Origin of the sequence: Nitratireductor basaltis, assembly GCF_000733725.1 — a bacterium.
In the GTDB taxonomy this organism is placed as follows: Bacteria; Pseudomonadota; Alphaproteobacteria; order Rhizobiales; family Rhizobiaceae; genus Chelativorans; species Chelativorans basaltis.
In genome coordinates this window covers 2111926-2127354 of the sequence record NZ_JMQM01000001.1, presented here as the reverse complement: position 1 = coordinate 2127354, position 15429 = coordinate 2111926, and the positions used below count along the sequence as shown (strand labels likewise).

The following is a 15429-nucleotide window of genomic DNA, read 5'->3' as shown; positions in this document are numbered from 1 at the left end:
CATTGCTCTGTCCTCTCGTTTGCTGTTGAGGGTTAGGACGCGAGGAAATAGTCGGTGACTGTGCAACCAGCCTCTGTGCGGCCCACCGTCTTCCCGTACAGGGCGCGGCTCCCTCTGAACTCCCAGTTCGACGTGTAGGGGTACTTGTCCGTTACGATGCGCGGCAGAACATCCAGCTTCTGCTCGTTGATCTGCTTGAAGAACTCGTCTCGCGTGACCTGTTTCATTGCGTCGTCCTCTCGTGTCGTTGTTGAGAGGAACCATACCACTCTGGCATTGCATGTCAATACCAATCTGGTATAGATAGACGTATGACTGAAAAAAAATCTCCCGACGATCCGCTAAAAGCTAACTTCTACCGGCGCAGAGACGCATGGATTGACCATGTTCTGACTGTTAATGACCTAAGCCCTATGGCCCGTGTGGTGGGTGTCTGGATTGCCCGGCGCATCAACTACCGGAAGGGCCATATGTGGTACAAGATCGAGACCATGGCCAAGAAGTTCGAGGTCACGCCGCGCACGATCATTCGGGCCGTGAAGGAACTCGAAGGCTACCGCGCCGACAAAAAGACCGGCGAGGTGACGCAAACTGGCGAGCAGCTTCTATTGGTGAAGCGAGACAGCCAGAGAGGCAAAAACACTGCCGTCAACAAATACGAGATCATTGCCCCTTGGGACATGGTGACAGAATTGTCATCTCCCCAAGGTGACAAAAATGTCAGACTAATTCCCAAAGGGCACAATACCCAAAGGTTATACTCTGATGGGTATATAGAGCACTGAGAGGGGAGTTTTATATAACTAGGGCTCTCGAAGCTTTTTCGCATAACTGGGGTGAACCACCATGGCTACCTCAGCAGCCCACTCAACAGGTTCATCCCTAAGAACCTCACCAATGATGGATTCGAGGTCAAAAAGGCCCGGTTTGCTGCCTCTCAAAAGCCGCTTCACCAAAACGCGGCCATCCGGCAGACCCACCACGCAAACATGGCCAAGCATGTGATCCTGCGGTGGGTCAAATCGGCGCTCGTATAGGATCAGGCTGCCATTGGGTGCATACATACCCATGGAGTGCCCCGAAACTTCGACAGCGACTTCCCTGCCAGTCGATCCGACCGGTGCCAGGATTTCGCCAAAGGGTCCATGATCAGTATCGTGCATAACTTCTCCTCCGGTTGAAGCTCCAACGGAGCCAACTATCGGAAGGCGAACGTTATTGGCCGGTGAATCCGGGAAAAGTATCTGTACGGCAGTTGTCTTGAGGTGTGGGGCCAGTCGCTTCGCCCATTCTACAGACAGCTTCCTTTCGTCCGTCTCAAGCCGTTGGATTTGCGGCTGAGAGGTTCCGGCAAGCTTAGCAAGGTCTCCTTGGCTGAGGCCCAAAGCCTCGCGCAATTCCCTGAGCGTGTTCATGGCATCCCGTTAGCCCCACCTGCGGGAAAGCGCAAAAACCAAGTTGGTATTTTTTGGGGTTGCAATCTCATACCAGTCTGGTATTGTCGCTTCATCATGAAGCTAAAACAGTATCTCGAAACGACAGGAACATCGCAGGCAACTCTGGCTGACGCTCTCAGGATCAGCCAAGCAGCCATTAGCCGGTATGTCCGTGGCGAGCGTTTCCCTGACCGCAACATGATCTTGAAGATCCAGCGGGCCACCAAGGGGAAGGTCAAGCCTCGTGACTGGTTCGAGGAAGAAGGGGAAGCCGCATGAGTGTCCATGCGTATCCGCGCTGCGCCTCCTACCTCACGGCAATGGGCGTAAAGATCGATGATCGTTCCATGACTGATTACTGGTTCGCCGTCATTCTTGGCGACCGGCTTCCCGAGGGTGCATTGAAGCGAGCCGGAGTGGATTTCAGCAATCGCGAAGACACCGGCATTCTCGGACGCATCGAGGCGGCGCTGACCAGCCGTAAGGTGAAGCGTCAGAAGCAGGACCACGGGCTGAGCCATGCCGAGTGTGAGAGCCTGAAAGCATTCTTCGGCTCGCGTGGTGTGAAGGCATTGAGGCTCAAGAGCGGCGAAGATTTCTGGCACGCGGCACATTGCATGTGGCCGTCTCATTTTCGCGCGGGCCTCAAAGGTGATTTGCGCCCGCTCCATCAGGTGCTCAAGAGCATGACGAAGAAGGAACGCCGCACGGCTGACCTGTCGCGTCTCCCTGCCGAGTGGAGGGCAGCATGACATACGCTGACGCTATCACCTTCACCGACCTATTGGCCTTCGCCTTCATCACCATCGTTGCATTCATAGCGCGGAGGAACGCGGCATGAGCAACCTCTCCAAGAGCATGTTCATCAATGAAGCTGCCTATCAGGAGGCGCTTGCTGAGGAACGCGGCACGACGAAAGCGCAGCATTTCCTTATGAAGGCGGCTTTGTACTTCGAGCAGCGCCCGACCAAAGGCGAGGACAGCGCACATTGGGCGAATGTCTACAACGCGAAGAACTGCCGCGAGGTCGCGGAGCAGTACGGCTATCTGCTGGAAGCGCTTCACGAATGCGCCGAATACTTCGACCGCTTCGCTGACGCGGAGTTCACGCAGGACGGGCCAAATCCGAACGTGGAAATGACTCTGCTCCAAAGCGTCACCCGCGCAATCGACAAAGCAGAGGGCCGCTAACATGACCCTCTCACCAGCCAACACGAATAACCGTGGCCACCTCCCCACGGTTGACCGCGCACCGGGGGCTTTCCTCCCGGCCTCCGGTGCCACTTCTTCCACTGCCGAACGTGTTTCAAGCGGGAAAGCAAGGTCACTCCGCCTTGTTATCGGCAGTATCCGAGCAGGTGGAGAAACCGCATTGCAGCGGGTTTCCAATGCAGATGCGGGGGCGACCCCAATCCGTGATGACCGACCGGCCTGCTCGGAATTGTATTCGCCGTGGACCGTCAGCAAAGCGAGGTACTGGTGATGAGCGCCATCATTGAAATTGAACGGACCCATGCGACCGCTTCCGGTGAGCGCTTCCGCGTCTGGCACGAAGGCGAAATCCTCGTGAAGTCGTGCCGCGAGCCTCTTTGCGATGGAGCGCGTGCCTTGGTCGCCAAGGGTGTAACCGGTCGCGTTCAAATGCGCCGCAAGGGTTCCGACCAGATCGACATGCAAGGGCTTATCGCCGTTCTCGCCACGCAGACGGTTACGGAAGGTCAGAGCAGCGGCCCGCGCTTCACCAAGTGGTTTCAGCATTGGGCTTCGGAGGCAGGATAATGGCTTGGCTTGTCGCATACCTCTACCTCGCGTGTGGGTCCGCGCTGGCTGTAGCCGCTATGGTGAACAGCGTCAGGCGGGATGAACCTTTGCCTGTGTGGGAGCGGCTGGCGATTCTGATTGTTGGCCCGCTCCTTCTGCCCTTGGCCGCGATCCTAGCGGTTATCGACATCCTCCAAGATTGGAGGGCATGACATGAACTCTCTCATTGCAATTTGCGGCGGCAAGCCTGAGCGCAGGGAGGCGGCTAAGACGAGGACGGGGATATCCGCCTCCCTGCACAAACGCGCCGAGGGCATAGCGCGTATTCTGAATCTCTTCGGGCCTTTGTTTTGGGACGCCCGAAACCCCACCCCTACTACGCGAGCGCATGTCAAGCTTTTCCAGGAGCCGTTTCGCGTCCGCAGAGTAGTCAATCACTGCTGTCGTCCTTTCCTTGCTGCTGTTTCCGATGACTGGAAACGTAGCGGATTGGAATTTCACGATGACGGAAAACCAGAGGCGCGACCGAGAAATTTCACGGCGCGAGCCGGAAATCATGCGTGCTGAGTTGATTGCCGACGAGATGGCCTCAGCCGTCCGCCTGTTAGGTGGAGACGGCACGGCCAAAGAGCAGAATTGGCGGGCTTCCCGCATTACCGGCCTATCACAGACGGTAATCGAGCGGCTGCGCTGGAAGAAGATCAAGCGAATACCGGCTGACATAGCGGACACGGTTCGCGAAGCGGTTGAGAAGCACAACGAAAAGGGGTTGGCCCGTGCGAGACACGAAGCACTCATCCACCAGAGGCGGGCGGAATTCTTCGCCGCTCAACTGGAGGCAATCAATTCTGATTTTTATCGGGCGGAAATTGCTGGCCTACGGGGGCAGGCTACAGGGCTGGGGTATGGCGCTGATTAAGATGGCGGAGAAAGACGAATGAAGCAGGAAGTCATCATCATCAAGGAAGGCGTGGTTCAAAGCCTTGTACGCGATGTAGGGACGTTTGCAACGTTTCTCACTCTCATTGGCGTGGGTGTTCTCTTGGAGAGCAGTGCCATGCAGTGGGCCGGCGTTATCATCGGCTTCTTCGTCATCGCGGTTCGCGCAACCGGCCATGCAAAACGCCACACCATGACAATCGAGCAAGCCCGCGCCCGCTTGGACGAACTCGCCCGATAATCTCAAAAGGGGTTGGGGAACATGAGCTACTTCAACAAGCATCATCCCACATCAAGAGAGATAGGTGTTTGCCTTTGTGCGCCACCTGTTCTGTTCGCGGTGCTTTACGGCCTCTGCTGGCTCGCGGGGTGGGTGTGAGATGCTGACGGTCGAACTCCCCATGCCTCCGTCAATCTGGAAGCTATACAACGGCTTTGGAAACAAGCGCCGCAAGTCAAAGCTATACAAGCAGTGGATAGATGAAGCTGGCTGGTTCCTCATTCAGCAACGCAATGCAGGCGGGAAGCACAAGCAGATCAAGGGCGACATTGCCGTGGAGTTCGAGGCTTACCGGCCTGCCGGCAAGAAGGCAGACATTGATAACCTGCTGAAAGCGAGCCTGGATCTTCTGACTACGACGGGAACGATTTGCGACGATAGCCAAGTGGTCGAGTTGACCGCCCGATGGGTGGATGAAGGCCCGCCTTGTGTCATCCGCATCCGTAGAACAGAGGCGATGGCAGCATGAACCGCATCCCTCACGAGCAAATGGCCTTCCGCTTACAGCGCATGATCTGGAGCAAGGAAACATGGCTCCGCGACCACGGGACAAAGCGCCCTCGACATGAAGTTGAAGATCAAGAGGCAAACCTAGCCGCACTCAAGCAAGCCTCTGCTGACTATGAGCATGCGGCAAAACGGGACAAGGACAAGGCAGCATGAAGAAGTGGCTCTATGAATTTTACGAAAGTTCGGTTCCGGCCCTCGTCGCCATTTTTGGCGGTATCCTGATGGCAATTGGCTTCGAGGTTGAGGGTGCGGTTCCTAGCATCTTTTGGATTTTCCTTGGTGGCCTGTGCATCACGCACGGCGTTGAAACCTCCGCAGTTCGTGCGAGAGCGAAGGTTGAGGCTCGCATCTGTGGGCAACTGATGAACCTGTTCATGGACGAGCGCGATATCAATGTGACGGTTACGCGTGAGGGCGAGCAATGAGCGAAGACGCATTCGAAATCTTTTGGGCCAACTACCCGCGCCGCGTGGCGAAGGGCAATGCTCGCAAGGCATTCGAAAAGGCTATCAAGAAAACAACGCTGTGCCAGATGTTGAAAGCCATTGCGGAATATCAGGCGCACAAGCCTGCATGGATGGACTTCAAACATCCCGCGACATGGCTCAACTCAGAAGGGTGGGAAGACGAGTGGGAGCCACAGCGCCCGAACAACCTCCTTTCCGCCAGCAATTCAATCCTACAGCGCCTGGAGCGTGAAAGTGAACACGAACGACAGAAAACAATCTCTCAAAGCGATAGCGGTGATGCTTCATTCCTTCCCTCCACAGAATGGCATTGATCCAGAGATGCAGCTTACGAGCTTTCTGGAATGCGTGGATGAATACAGCTTTGAGGCAGTCCATGAAGCTTGCCTGCGATACCGCAAGGGCGAGGTTGTCGGGCATGACGCACGCTTTGCACCTTCAACAGCCCAATTCACCCAGCAGGTGAAGGAGCGGCAAAGCTACATCGACTTTCGCAAGATCAAGGCAGCAGAGAAGTTGCCGCAACCAGCGCAGGGAAGGCGTCCAGCACGTCATTTCCTGACGAGATGGGAAAACGGCGAATTTCAGAAAGAACAAAAAGGGCAGGGAGCATGAACATGTGGCGTACCAATTACGATGGACAAAGGAACTACGTGCAATCGCAACAGGTGATTGGGGCGACTGGGAAGAGCGCGAACTACAGCTACGCAGAGCGCAAGAGGATGGCGCAAGCGGTAAAGGTGGGCGCACCGGTAAGCGAAGTAGCAGCAGAGTACGGGACGAGCGTCCCTTACGTTCTCGCACAGGTAAAGTGGCATGAGGACGCGCTGAGGCAGCGACGGATTCAGGCGAAGATTGAGCGGGAGCGGGACAAGGCAGCGCGGGCGGTAGCCAATGTGATCGACCTACGACCACACAAGCCCGTTCCAGAGCCTCTTAAATCAGCCGTAGGGCGCGAACTAGGCATCATGAAGCTATCGGACGGGGTAAGCCCCTCCATGCCTTACGTGGCGTTTCTACACGGCAGCTAACCAGATCCAAGCGGCGGGGATACGAGAAGATGGGATTGGATATTTTAGCTTACAGCGCAATCGAGAAGATTGATTGTGTGTTTAACGAGGACGGCGAGCCAATTGACTCGGAGACTAGGGAGCCTTTGGATTGCGACTGTTATATCCAACTTTACGTGAATAATTCCTTCCCTGGTCGCGCGGACGAGATTGAAAATAAGGGCGTCTATTCTTTCCGCGACAGCGTCGGTTTCCGCGCGGGATCATATGGTGGGTATAACAATTGGCGGGATGATCTGGCAAAGATCGCAGGGTGGCCGTTGGGTGAGTATGAGCAATACGGAGAACGGCGGGCTAGTCATTGCATCGAGTGCTGGAATGGAGCAAATGGCCCTTTCTCCGAGCTAATCAACTTCTCGGACTGCGAAGGCGTGATCGGCGCATCTGTATCGCAGAAGTTGGCGTCTGATTTCAAAGAATACCAGACCATGGCAGACGCGCACCCTGATGCGTATTTCCGCGAAAAATACGCCGAGTGGAGAAGGGCGTTTGAACTCGCGTCAGATTCGGGATGCGTGAAATTTTCCTAAGCGGCGGGGATACGAGGGCAATGACCAAGGCAAGAACGCGAGCGGCAAAGCGAAGGGCAGGGCGTCCACGCAAGGAATGTGTACGCACTCCATCGGGCCAGCCCTCACGGGCGAAAGAGCATGACACCGAATATAAGCTCATGATGGAAGCAGCCACATGGAAGCGCAGGCAGATATGGGTTGAGCCTGAATTGGATGATGACGGCAAGGTGAAGGTGCCGGGATACTGGAAGACCGATCCAAAGCTTCCATGGGACAAGGCACGGCTCCAGGAATACGGCTCGGTTATCCATGCATGGCACTATGCAAGCCGCAACCATCGCTCAGAATGGCCGGACGCTGGCAAGTTCACTCAACAGCACCTGAACACGGCGGAGCAAATCCAGCAGTGCTATCAGGCGTACAAAGGCGCTATGGCGATAAAGCAAGGACGCTCGGTTACAGATGACAGCCCACGCGGTGGAGTGGATGGAGCAGACCCATTTGCTCCAGAGCGTGAGGAGCGTGATTTGCGGGCAATCGAGAATTGGAAGGCCATTCGGCATGAAATCCTCAAGAGCGGTCCATTCGGCATGATGGCTGTTCAAACTGTCGTTCTGGATAACAAGGAAGTGCCTAGTCTTATCGGTGATTTGCGGCTGGCATTAAACGCAGTTGCGCGGTTGTGGGAAAGAAGGAGAGCGGCATGATTGACCCATACACTCCAAAGACTATACGTGCCTACGGCCTGAATATTCAGGGCGGGACGCTGTATGTATCCGACGAAGGAGAGTGTTACGTCAATTGCAGGCTGGAGGGGGTTGTTATTAAAGCGCACCCTGACGCAAGCGACGTATTCGAGGACTGCCTTCTTGTCGATTGTCGTGGTGTTGAAGAGCGTCTTTTAAGGAGGAGCAAGATTACCTCCACCTCTTGACATGTTATACCAGAACAGGTATAAGCGCAATTAATGCAGTCTAGGTGATTTGCGCTTAGGCTAGAGAGTTTCTGCCAACGGCAGTGTGAGTTGCGGTGTCACATTGGGCTTTGCCTAGGAGGTCTTCGCTTGAAGGCTGCACCGCAAACAGTTGCGAGGCTGCGCAAGAAAACGCACAGCGCATTAGAAGCCGGATTGAAGGCTTGAGGGTAAAGTTAAGGGCATAAGCAGGCGGGGAGTTTCGGGCATAGCCCCTTCTCGTGAATGTGCATCTGCGGGGCCTGCGTTAGCCTTCGATCCGCAAGGCGGGAGTAGCGTCCCGCCCTCGCAAGCAGAGCGGGTTTGTACCGAAGCGGCGATGCCGTCCACGTTCCCGTCCGAAGCCTACCGGTGACGACCTTAAGGGTCGCACGGAGATTAAAACGGGTTGGTGACTACGGGGAAAGACCCGTCCTTTCCAATTCACAGACAGCCCCTCCGTCTGAACATCACAGAAGCCTCGTAGCGAAGAAGCAGGCGAGAGCGGGCTACCTAATCAGGACGGCAAAAGCTACTGTCATCGAGATGAAGGCTTGGGAGTAAGCCGCGCGCTAGCAACGCGGCGAACCTGGATGCATCGGCCCCTATAGCCGACCGACCTTCCGTCCTGACACGAACGCTGCCAACAAGGTGCATACATGGATTTCGACAAGGTAAGTGAAGAGATGGGGCCGATCAGCCCAAAGCTTGTTCGCATCCTAAGCACTGCCAAGCGCGAGCGTGACAATATTGAGCGCTCCGACCACATGAGGCCATTTCTCGTGCCCTGCGGGTTTGCGTTTGCGGTGATTGTTCTGATGGCTGCGCTTCTCGCGCTCCAAGCCGCTCAATGACAAGGTGCATACATGACCGCGAAGCCTTATTCGGTGAAGTCTCAGGGGGGCGGCCTCAGCATAAAGGAACGCTACCAACAGTTCCGAGAAGCAAAGGCACAAGCTGTTCGAGAGATTGAGCAGCACGACCCAAAGATGGCGGCCGCTGCACGCCGTCTCCTTTCAGTCCCGCACAAGGGCGTAGCCGCTCAGTGACAATGCAAATGCATTACGGGAAATGATGATGGCTGACTGGCGTTACACGCACCCCGATTTCACGAAGATGGAAGTCGGTGTGGACTTCGCAGACGCTAAGAGCGACATGCTCGCGATTGTCCAGGTCAATGGCGGATCAATAGACCCGGCAACGTTGATCGTCTCGACGGTAGGGAAGCGCTACGCCAGAGCGCAGGCATTTAGGGCGCTTCAATCAGCCTTGGCCTCTGGCGAGCTGCACTTGGATATGAATATGCACTACGCGCTTCCCGAAACAGACCCAGGCTTCAAACCATAGGCAAGAGACAATGAACCCGTCGCTCGCCTGCAAGGTGAGGAATGCTATCGCAAAGATGCAGACGCATCGCATCACTGTGAGCAGCGCGTCAGGCCCAAATCTATGGTGCTGGCGTATCTACGGAGTGTTCAAGCCTCATTTCCGGTTCGCCGTTGTGGATTGGACAAGAACGCGTCTCTATTCGGACAAGTCGAAAGAATGGCGCAGGCTAATGCTTTTTAATGTCACGGTATACGAGCGTGGCAGAGAATGGAGTGGGTTGCCAAATGCCAGCAGGTAGGCCGACAATCTTTAGCCAAGAGGTTGCAGACGAGTTTTGCAACCGCGTCATTGGCGGGCGTTCGGTGCAGTCTGTATGCGAAGATGAGGATATGCCTGCCAGCACGACAATCTATCGTTGGCGGCAGGAAAACGCAGAATTTCGGGACAAACTGGCACAGGCACGCGAAGAGCGACTGGAATCCTACGCGGCTCGAATGATCGCGCTCGGTGATCGGGTCATCAATGAAGATGGCTTCGACCCTCAGCGCTGTAATGCGGCAGTCAATGCAATCGACAAGGCGGCGCGCCTACAGGCTCCGAAGCAGCGTATCGAGATGACCGGCAAGGATGGCGGCGCAATCGAGACGAAAGACATCTCCGACCGCGATCTAGCCAAGGCCGTCGCTGCTCTCATGGCAAAGGGCTTGAAGAGTGGAGGCGATTGACCTCACTCAGATTGAGGCACTGATTCAACGCCTCTCTGATGACGATAGGAAAGAACTGGAGAAGCTTGCCGCTCAAGAGTTGAGCAAGCCATTCGTCCCAAATCCCGGCCCGCAGACAGAAGCGCTCAATAGTGAGGCGGACATTCTGCTTTATGGTGGTGCGGCTGGTGGTGGTAAGTCAGCGCTAGAGATTGGCGCATGGTTCCGTGACCACCATTCAGGCTTGGTTCTGCGCCGGGAAGCCACGCAGCTTGATGGTCTGATAGAGTTCTGCAAGCAGGTAGGCGAGCCGCACCACGGCAAGTTTGTTGGTGGTAGCGAGAACGTCTTCAAGCGCCACGATGGAGGCAGGCTCAAGTTTGCCGGTTTGAACCAGCCGGATGATTGGCGCAAGCACGCTGGTAATGCTCGCGACTTCATGGCGTTCGATGAGGCAGGCGAATTTCTAAGGGAGCAGGTCTTTTCACTGATCGGCTGGCTTCGCTCCACAAGGCAAGGTCAGCGGTGTCGTGTCATCCTCGGTTCCAACCCGCCTCGTGGTGGTGATGGCGAATGGATGATCGAGGAATTCGCGCCTTGGCTTGATCCGCTGCATCCAGACCCTGCAGCTCCTGGTGAGCTACGGTGGGCGATTGTTGTGTCTGGCGTAACGGAGTGGGTGGAAGGTCCGGGCAAGTACGAACGCGGTGGTGAAGAGTACACCGCCATGTCGCGCACATTCATTCCGGCGCGTCTGGATGATAACCCTTATCTGAAAGATACGAATTATCGCGCGGTCTTGCAGGGGCTTCCTGAGCCGCTTCGTTCGCAGCTTCTATACGGCGACTTTCTTGCAGGACGTGAGGACCACGAATGGCAGGTTATCCCGTCTGCCTGGGTGGAAGCCGCACAAGAGCGCTGGCGCAATGCTCCTGATGTGCGTCGCAGAATGCTCGCGTTGTCTGCTGATATCGCGATGGGGGGGAAGGATAACCTTGTCATTGGCAGCATGCATGAGGGGAACTGGTTTTCCGAGTTCGAGCGTCATAAGGGCGTGGACGTAAAAGACCCGATAGACATTGCAGCAAAGATGCTGCGCTTGCGTCGCGATGATGCAGACGTTTCAGTGGATCTGACGGGTGGTTGGGGTTCCGGCCCGCGCAGCTACCTCATCAACCATCACAATATAGACTGTGCGGGCATCGTTTATTCGGAAGCCTCTGGCGCTCGCACAAGAGATGGCCGCTTTGGCTTCAAGAATCGCCGTGCTGAAATGTGGTGGCAGTTCAGGGAGGCATTGGACCCGGAAGGCGGTGCCAATGAAAAGATCATGCTCCCGCCATCCACGCGACTCAAGGCCGAATTGACAACGCCGCGATGGGAATTGCGCGGTAGCGATATCCTGATCGAGAGCAAGGAAGACATCAAGAAGCGCATTGGCGGGTCTACCGACGAGGCTGACGTTGCTGTGCAGCTTTGGCATCGTCGCGAATATGCGGCGCATAAGGCAGTCACGAAAGCACCTCCTGGCGGATGGGATCATGTCGAGCCTGATGACAATTTGCTGGACAACTGGTGAAACCTGAAATCCGCCCTGCAACGCCACGTGATATCTGTTTCGTGGCTGCGAATATCCGAGAGCAAGACAAGCGAGAGATTGAAGCTTCTGCCGTGCTTTCGAGCATGACGGAAGCGGCCATGCTGTCCTGGTACGGTTCACAAGGCTTTTGCTGGACGGTCTGGCTTAATGGTCAGCCGCAAGCAGCCTTTGGCGTTGGGTACGGTTCTGCGCTTCAACCGCATATCCGCTCGGCATGGGCTTGGGGGACAGACAGGTTCAAGCGCTGTGTGCCTGCAATATCGCGCTTCTGCGTGAAGGAATGGCCGTCAAGGCTGATTGGTGAAGGCGTGACCCGTGTCGAGGTCCGCTCCCTGCAAGATCATGACATTGCGCACCGTTGGCTTGCTGGCCTGAGAGCCAAGCGAGAAGCGGTGATGGAGAATTACGGCGTTCACGGCGAGACTTTCGAACTGTGGGCGTGGTTAGCGAAGGATTGGCAAGATGGAACTGGAACGCATTAGCGCTCTCGTTAGTGTGGTCGTATGCGGTGCGCTCTACAGCGCAGGCATCTTCACGGCAGGGCTGGTTTATGGTGCGCCTATGGCTGTGGCCTTCTCGATTGCCACAGTGGCTTGCGGCTACATCGGTTCAACCCTTTCGACCTTCGCCCTTTCCGGGCGTGCAGTGAAGCCTGCTTTCATTGCCTTTTTTCTGTATGGCGGCTTCGCCTTTGGCGCTGCCTCCGCAATCGCTCTAGCAATGGGAGTGTAACCATGTGCTTCAACTTCAAAACCCCTGATGTACCGAAAGCTCCTCCGGTGCCTTCTGCCTCCAGCGAGGAAGCAAAGCGCCGCAGGGCAAACGAGGTTGCTGCCAATGAAGCAGCCAAGGGCCGCTCTGCTACCATCATCACTTCGCCGCTCGGTGATCCGAGTTATGGCCAGAATGTCCGCCGCACGCAGCTTGGTGGCCTTTAATGGGTATTGTCGATGACCTGATGCGGTTGCAGTCTGAACTGGCCGCAGAGCGCACGCATTGGGAATCGGCATGGCGTGATTGCGTCGAACTGTGCCTGCCCTTTGCCTCGCATCGCTATGACTTTAGCGGGGGTAGCACGTCCGCGTCCCTGTCAGGGTTGCAGCAGAATGCACCGCAGGCCGCCCGTCGCTCTCGTGAGATATACGACGCAACGGCAGTATGGGCTGGTGAGCGCCTGACCGCAGGCATGGAAAGCCTGATTGCTCCGAGAGCGCAGAAATGGCACGGCTTCAATCTGGATGATCCGTTCGGGGCTGAGCCGAATGACGTTGAAGAGGAATGGCTCGATAAGCTGCGCGATTACCACTTCGCTGCACGCTATGACACACGATCCAACTTCGCGCTAGCCAATCAGAAGGCTATTCGCTCCAGTGTCATTCTTGGTACGGGCATTCTGTATCAGGAAGAGAATGTTGGCCGGAAAGGCATTGATCCGGTCAAGGTGCCGTTCTTCTATCGCCATGTCCCGGTAATCGAGTGCTATCTCGGCATTGACGCGTTTGACGATGTGGACCGCTGCATTCGTGTCTGCGAGTTCACGGCACGCTCTGCCGTTGCTTATTTCGGGTCCGACAAGGTTTCTCAGAAGGTTCGGGACGCTGCCGAGAACATCAAGGACAGCGAGACGAAATTCACCTTCATGCATGCTGTGCTGCCACGCGAGGAAGCAGGCGAGTTCAGCAGCAAGACAAAGGACCGCCTCTTTGCATCCTTCTGGGTGGAAGTAGACACAAAGCACCTTGTCTCGCATTCTGGCTTTTTCAGCTTCCCCTACCATGTGATGTGGTGGGATCAAGTGGACAATTCGCCTTACGGTCAGTCTGCACCGATGGCGATCATATCCGATATCAAGATGCTGCAAGCCATGTCGAAATCGGCTGTGCAGGCATCCCAGATGATGGTGAAGCCGCCTCTGGCAACCATGTCTGGCATGTATAACAAGCGCCTGAACCTTAATCCCGGCGCGGTCAATGGCGGCTTTCTGGACGATAGCGGACGCATGAAGGCCGCACCAATCGTCACCAACCAGAACCCTTCCTTGCTTGAAAACCTGCTTGAAGTGAAGCGGGCAGGCATTCGCGAAAGCATGTATGTCAATCTGTTCCAGGTACTCATTCAGAACCCGCAGCAGACGGCAACGGAAGCGCTGATCAAGGCCAATGAAAAGGGCGAACTGCTCGGCCCTGCCGGTGCGAAGATCGAGGCGGGCCTTGCAAGGGCCGTAGACCGCGAAGTTGATATCGTCCAGCGCAAAGGTGCCTTTGAGGCCGGTTCGCCTCTGGAACCTCCTGCATCACTGCAAAACAAGGCCATTGGCGTTCGCTTTACCGGCCCGCTTGCGCGCCTGCGTCGTATGCAGGAATTGCAGGGCGTTGAAAGCGTCATCGGCATTGCCAGTGGTCTAGGCCAGTACGACCAGAGTGTTCTGGATCGCATAGATACGGACGAGACGCTTGAGCTTGTGCGAGAGATCCGCGGCGCACCGCGCAAGATGTTCCGCACCGATGAAGAGGTCGCGCAAATCCGCGCTGACCGTGCGCAGCAGATGGAGCAGCAGGCCGCACTCACTGCGATGGAGCAGATGAGCAACACGGCCAAGAACGCAACGCCTGCCATTCAGGCAGCAATGGGCCGTCAATGACGTGGCGCTCGGTGGCAACACAAGCCGCGCGGCCACGCGGTCATGAGGCGGTCGAGAAGCTTTCCAAGGCTTACCTGGACGTATTCGGTCGCGAGGATGAGGCAACGCAACTGGTGTTGGCCGATCTCGCGGAGTTCTGCGGCTTTTACAAGGTCGCGCCTCCGGGAACGCCTGCCGAGACACTGCTCTATGAGCAAGGTTTGAGAGCCGCCTTCGGGCGGCTTTTTCATTTCCTGAGCCTCCCGCCTGAGCGGCTGAAGGATCTGGAAGAAGCCGCGAGGCGAGAAGCCCTCGCAAACGAGGAAGAAGGAATCATTTGATGTCAGACGAGAATGGGCTTCCGGCAACGGAAACAACCGCTCACGACACGACCGTTATCACTGATGAAGGATCAAGCGGCGATATCGGGATCAAGGTGGCTGGCCCTCTGAACGAGGATAACCGCGCTCTGATCGAAGCGAAGAAGTGGGCAAGTGAAGATGGCGCAATCGATCTGAACAAGATCGCTGAGGGCTATCGCAATCTCGAAACCCACGCGAGTAAATCCCTCCGTGTTCCAGGTGAAGACGCCACGCCGGAGGATTGGAACGCGTTCTATTCGAAATTGGGAAGACCGGAGAAGCCAGAAGGCTACGAGCTTAAGCTCAACAGCGAGACGGTCCCGGAAGACTTTCCATATGACGAGGCGAGCGCGGTAGAGTTCCGCAATTGGGCGCACGAGGCGGGCCTTACCCCTCACCAAGCCCAAAAGCTGCATGACAAGTTCGTGGAATATCAGGCTGGCCAGTTCGGTTCCGTCAAGGAGCAGGCTGTCCAGAAGGAAGCCGGTGCGCATCGGGAAATCATCCAGCAGTGGGGTGATCCTGAATCGCAGGGCTACAAGCAGAACCTCGAATTTGCCACGCGTGCCATCAGCCAGCTTGGCTTGAAAGACGCGCTTGTCGAAAGCGGTGTGCTTTCGCAGGACGGCGCGCTCCGCAATGCCAAGTTCGCCTCAGCAATGGCGAAGGTCGGCAAGGAACTTTACTCCGAGGACGTGTTCGCCAATGCGGCGACCGGCATGCTCTCCAATCCCTTTAGCGACGGTTCGAACTTCAACCTGACCAAGCAGGGCCATCTCCTTCGCAGTGATCCGGGAAAAGCCAAGGCATTGATCCGCGCAGCGGGCAAGAGGCCGGAAGATTACGGTCTTTAAAGCCGAGGCGAGCCATTTTGAAAAGGAATGAAC

Annotated in this window: 27 protein-coding genes and 1 pseudogene; 25 read left to right on the top strand and 3 right to left on the bottom strand. The window is 56.2% G+C overall.

Annotation, left to right across the window (positions count from 1 at the left end; translation table 11 throughout):
• Nucleotides 1–32 precede the first annotated feature (32 nt).
• A complete protein-coding gene (locus EL18_RS10300) occupies nucleotides 33–227 on the bottom strand; it encodes a hypothetical protein (RefSeq protein ID WP_036482584.1) in 195 nt (64 codons plus the stop codon).
• An 84-nt stretch (nucleotides 228–311) separates the two neighbouring features.
• On the opposite strand from EL18_RS10300, the gene EL18_RS10295 reads away from it, so the two are divergent.
• Nucleotides 312–785 carry a helix-turn-helix domain-containing protein gene (locus EL18_RS10295; protein ID WP_036482581.1) on the top strand — a complete coding sequence of 158 codons (474 nt, stop codon included), beginning with the start codon at nucleotides 312–314 and terminating at the stop codon, nucleotides 783–785.
• 18 nt (nucleotides 786–803) lie between these two features.
• Here the strand turns inward: EL18_RS10295 and EL18_RS18215 are convergent, their stop codons facing one another.
• Both EL18_RS18215 and EL18_RS18210 read right to left on the bottom strand, forming a co-directional pair.
• The gene (locus tag EL18_RS18215; protein WP_051914015.1) at nucleotides 804–1163 is read right to left on the bottom strand and encodes a S24/S26 family peptidase; all 360 of its coding nucleotides are present in this window, start codon (nucleotides 1161–1163) and stop codon (nucleotides 804–806) included.
• Nucleotides 1164–1310: 147 nt separating this feature from the next.
• Nucleotides 1311–1415 (bottom strand): annotated as a pseudogene (locus EL18_RS18210) (helix-turn-helix transcriptional regulator); the annotation flags it as partial.
• On the opposite strand from EL18_RS18210, the gene EL18_RS18205 reads away from it, so the two are divergent.
• The 24 genes from EL18_RS18205 (at nucleotide 1371) to EL18_RS10150 (ending at nucleotide 15396) form a co-directional block, all read left to right on the top strand.
• Entirely contained in the window at nucleotides 1371–1715 is a 345-nt protein-coding gene (locus EL18_RS18205) for a helix-turn-helix domain-containing protein (RefSeq protein ID WP_244444549.1), read from the top strand. The pseudogene EL18_RS18210 and the gene EL18_RS18205 overlap by 45 nt on opposite strands.
• Nucleotides 1712–2188, top strand: a complete 477-nt coding sequence (locus EL18_RS10275) for a hypothetical protein (RefSeq protein WP_036482577.1) — start codon at nucleotides 1712–1714, stop codon at nucleotides 2186–2188. Before EL18_RS18205 ends, EL18_RS10275 begins: the two co-directional genes overlap by 4 nt.
• An 85-nt stretch (nucleotides 2189–2273) precedes the next feature.
• Nucleotides 2274–2627, top strand: a complete 354-nt coding sequence (locus EL18_RS10270) for a hypothetical protein (protein WP_036482573.1) — start codon at nucleotides 2274–2276, stop codon at nucleotides 2625–2627.
• A 291-nt stretch (nucleotides 2628–2918) separates the two neighbouring features.
• Nucleotides 2919–3215: a hypothetical protein gene (locus EL18_RS10265; protein ID WP_036482570.1), complete on the top strand. Its 297-nt coding sequence runs from the start codon at nucleotides 2919–2921 to the stop codon at nucleotides 3213–3215.
• 484 nt (nucleotides 3216–3699) lie between these two features.
• On the top strand, nucleotides 3700–4116 hold the full coding sequence (locus tag EL18_RS10255; RefSeq protein WP_036482564.1) for a hypothetical protein: 417 nt from the start codon (nucleotides 3700–3702) through the stop codon (nucleotides 4114–4116).
• 18 nt (nucleotides 4117–4134) lie between these two features.
• A complete protein-coding gene (locus EL18_RS10250; protein ID WP_036482561.1) occupies nucleotides 4135–4377 on the top strand; it encodes a hypothetical protein in 243 nt (80 codons plus the stop codon).
• A gap of 139 nt (nucleotides 4378–4516) precedes the next feature.
• Nucleotides 4517–4885 (top strand): RusA family crossover junction endodeoxyribonuclease, encoded by a 369-nt coding sequence (locus EL18_RS17345; protein WP_152552995.1) that lies wholly within the window; start codon nucleotides 4517–4519, stop codon nucleotides 4883–4885.
• On the top strand, nucleotides 4882–5079 hold the full coding sequence (locus EL18_RS10240; protein WP_036482558.1) for a hypothetical protein: 198 nt from the start codon (nucleotides 4882–4884) through the stop codon (nucleotides 5077–5079). The genes EL18_RS17345 and EL18_RS10240 overlap by 4 nt, the downstream gene beginning before the upstream one ends.
• Nucleotides 5076–5351, top strand: coding sequence for a hypothetical protein (locus tag EL18_RS10235; protein ID WP_036482554.1), 276 nt, complete (start codon nucleotides 5076–5078; stop codon nucleotides 5349–5351). The genes EL18_RS10240 and EL18_RS10235 overlap by 4 nt, the downstream gene beginning before the upstream one ends.
• Nucleotides 5348–5707, top strand: a complete 360-nt coding sequence (locus EL18_RS10230) for a hypothetical protein (RefSeq protein ID WP_036482550.1) — start codon at nucleotides 5348–5350, stop codon at nucleotides 5705–5707. Before EL18_RS10235 ends, EL18_RS10230 begins: the two co-directional genes overlap by 4 nt.
• Entirely contained in the window at nucleotides 5628–6008 is a 381-nt protein-coding gene (locus EL18_RS10225; protein WP_161781991.1) for a hypothetical protein, read from the top strand. The genes EL18_RS10230 and EL18_RS10225 overlap by 80 nt, the downstream gene beginning before the upstream one ends.
• Nucleotides 6009–6453: 445 nt before the next feature.
• Nucleotides 6454–6993 (top strand): hypothetical protein, encoded by a 540-nt coding sequence (locus EL18_RS10215; RefSeq protein WP_036482541.1) that lies wholly within the window; start codon nucleotides 6454–6456, stop codon nucleotides 6991–6993.
• A gap of 140 nt (nucleotides 6994–7133) precedes the next feature.
• Nucleotides 7134–7682, top strand: coding sequence for a hypothetical protein (locus EL18_RS10210; RefSeq protein ID WP_036482532.1), 549 nt, complete (start codon nucleotides 7134–7136; stop codon nucleotides 7680–7682).
• Complete coding sequence (locus EL18_RS18120) at nucleotides 7679–7909, top strand: hypothetical protein (protein ID WP_036482530.1); 231 nt, start codon at nucleotides 7679–7681, stop codon at nucleotides 7907–7909. Before EL18_RS10210 ends, EL18_RS18120 begins: the two co-directional genes overlap by 4 nt.
• A gap of 677 nt (nucleotides 7910–8586) precedes the next feature.
• Complete coding sequence (locus EL18_RS10200) at nucleotides 8587–8781, top strand: hypothetical protein (RefSeq protein WP_036482527.1); 195 nt, start codon at nucleotides 8587–8589, stop codon at nucleotides 8779–8781.
• Between the two features lie 217 nt (nucleotides 8782–8998).
• The gene (locus EL18_RS10190) at nucleotides 8999–9274 is read left to right on the top strand and encodes a hypothetical protein (protein ID WP_036482522.1); all 276 of its coding nucleotides are present in this window, start codon (nucleotides 8999–9001) and stop codon (nucleotides 9272–9274) included.
• 221 nt (nucleotides 9275–9495) lie between these two features.
• Entirely contained in the window at nucleotides 9496–9981 is a 486-nt protein-coding gene (locus EL18_RS17340; protein WP_341872061.1) for a terminase small subunit-like protein, read from the top strand.
• A gap of 79 nt (nucleotides 9982–10060) precedes the next feature.
• Entirely contained in the window at nucleotides 10061–11539 is a 1479-nt protein-coding gene (locus EL18_RS10180; RefSeq protein ID WP_152552991.1) for a terminase family protein, read from the top strand.
• A complete protein-coding gene (locus EL18_RS10175) occupies nucleotides 11536–12042 on the top strand; it encodes a hypothetical protein (protein ID WP_036482519.1) in 507 nt (168 codons plus the stop codon). The genes EL18_RS10180 and EL18_RS10175 overlap by 4 nt, the downstream gene beginning before the upstream one ends.
• Nucleotides 12023–12292, top strand: a complete 270-nt coding sequence (locus tag EL18_RS10170) for a hypothetical protein (RefSeq protein WP_152552990.1) — start codon at nucleotides 12023–12025, stop codon at nucleotides 12290–12292. Before EL18_RS10175 ends, EL18_RS10170 begins: the two co-directional genes overlap by 20 nt.
• Nucleotides 12293–12294: 2 nt before the next feature.
• Nucleotides 12295–12498: a hypothetical protein gene (locus tag EL18_RS10165; protein WP_036482513.1), complete on the top strand. Its 204-nt coding sequence runs from the start codon at nucleotides 12295–12297 to the stop codon at nucleotides 12496–12498.
• The gene (locus tag EL18_RS10160) at nucleotides 12498–14201 is read left to right on the top strand and encodes a portal protein (protein ID WP_036482510.1); all 1704 of its coding nucleotides are present in this window, start codon (nucleotides 12498–12500) and stop codon (nucleotides 14199–14201) included. The genes EL18_RS10165 and EL18_RS10160 overlap by 1 nt, the downstream gene beginning before the upstream one ends.
• Nucleotides 14198–14521: a Bbp19 family protein gene (locus tag EL18_RS10155; protein ID WP_036482507.1), complete on the top strand. Its 324-nt coding sequence runs from the start codon at nucleotides 14198–14200 to the stop codon at nucleotides 14519–14521. The genes EL18_RS10160 and EL18_RS10155 overlap by 4 nt, the downstream gene beginning before the upstream one ends.
• Nucleotides 14521–15396: a hypothetical protein gene (locus EL18_RS10150; protein WP_036482504.1), complete on the top strand. Its 876-nt coding sequence runs from the start codon at nucleotides 14521–14523 to the stop codon at nucleotides 15394–15396. The genes EL18_RS10155 and EL18_RS10150 overlap by 1 nt, the downstream gene beginning before the upstream one ends.
• Nucleotides 15397–15429 lie beyond the last annotated feature (33 nt).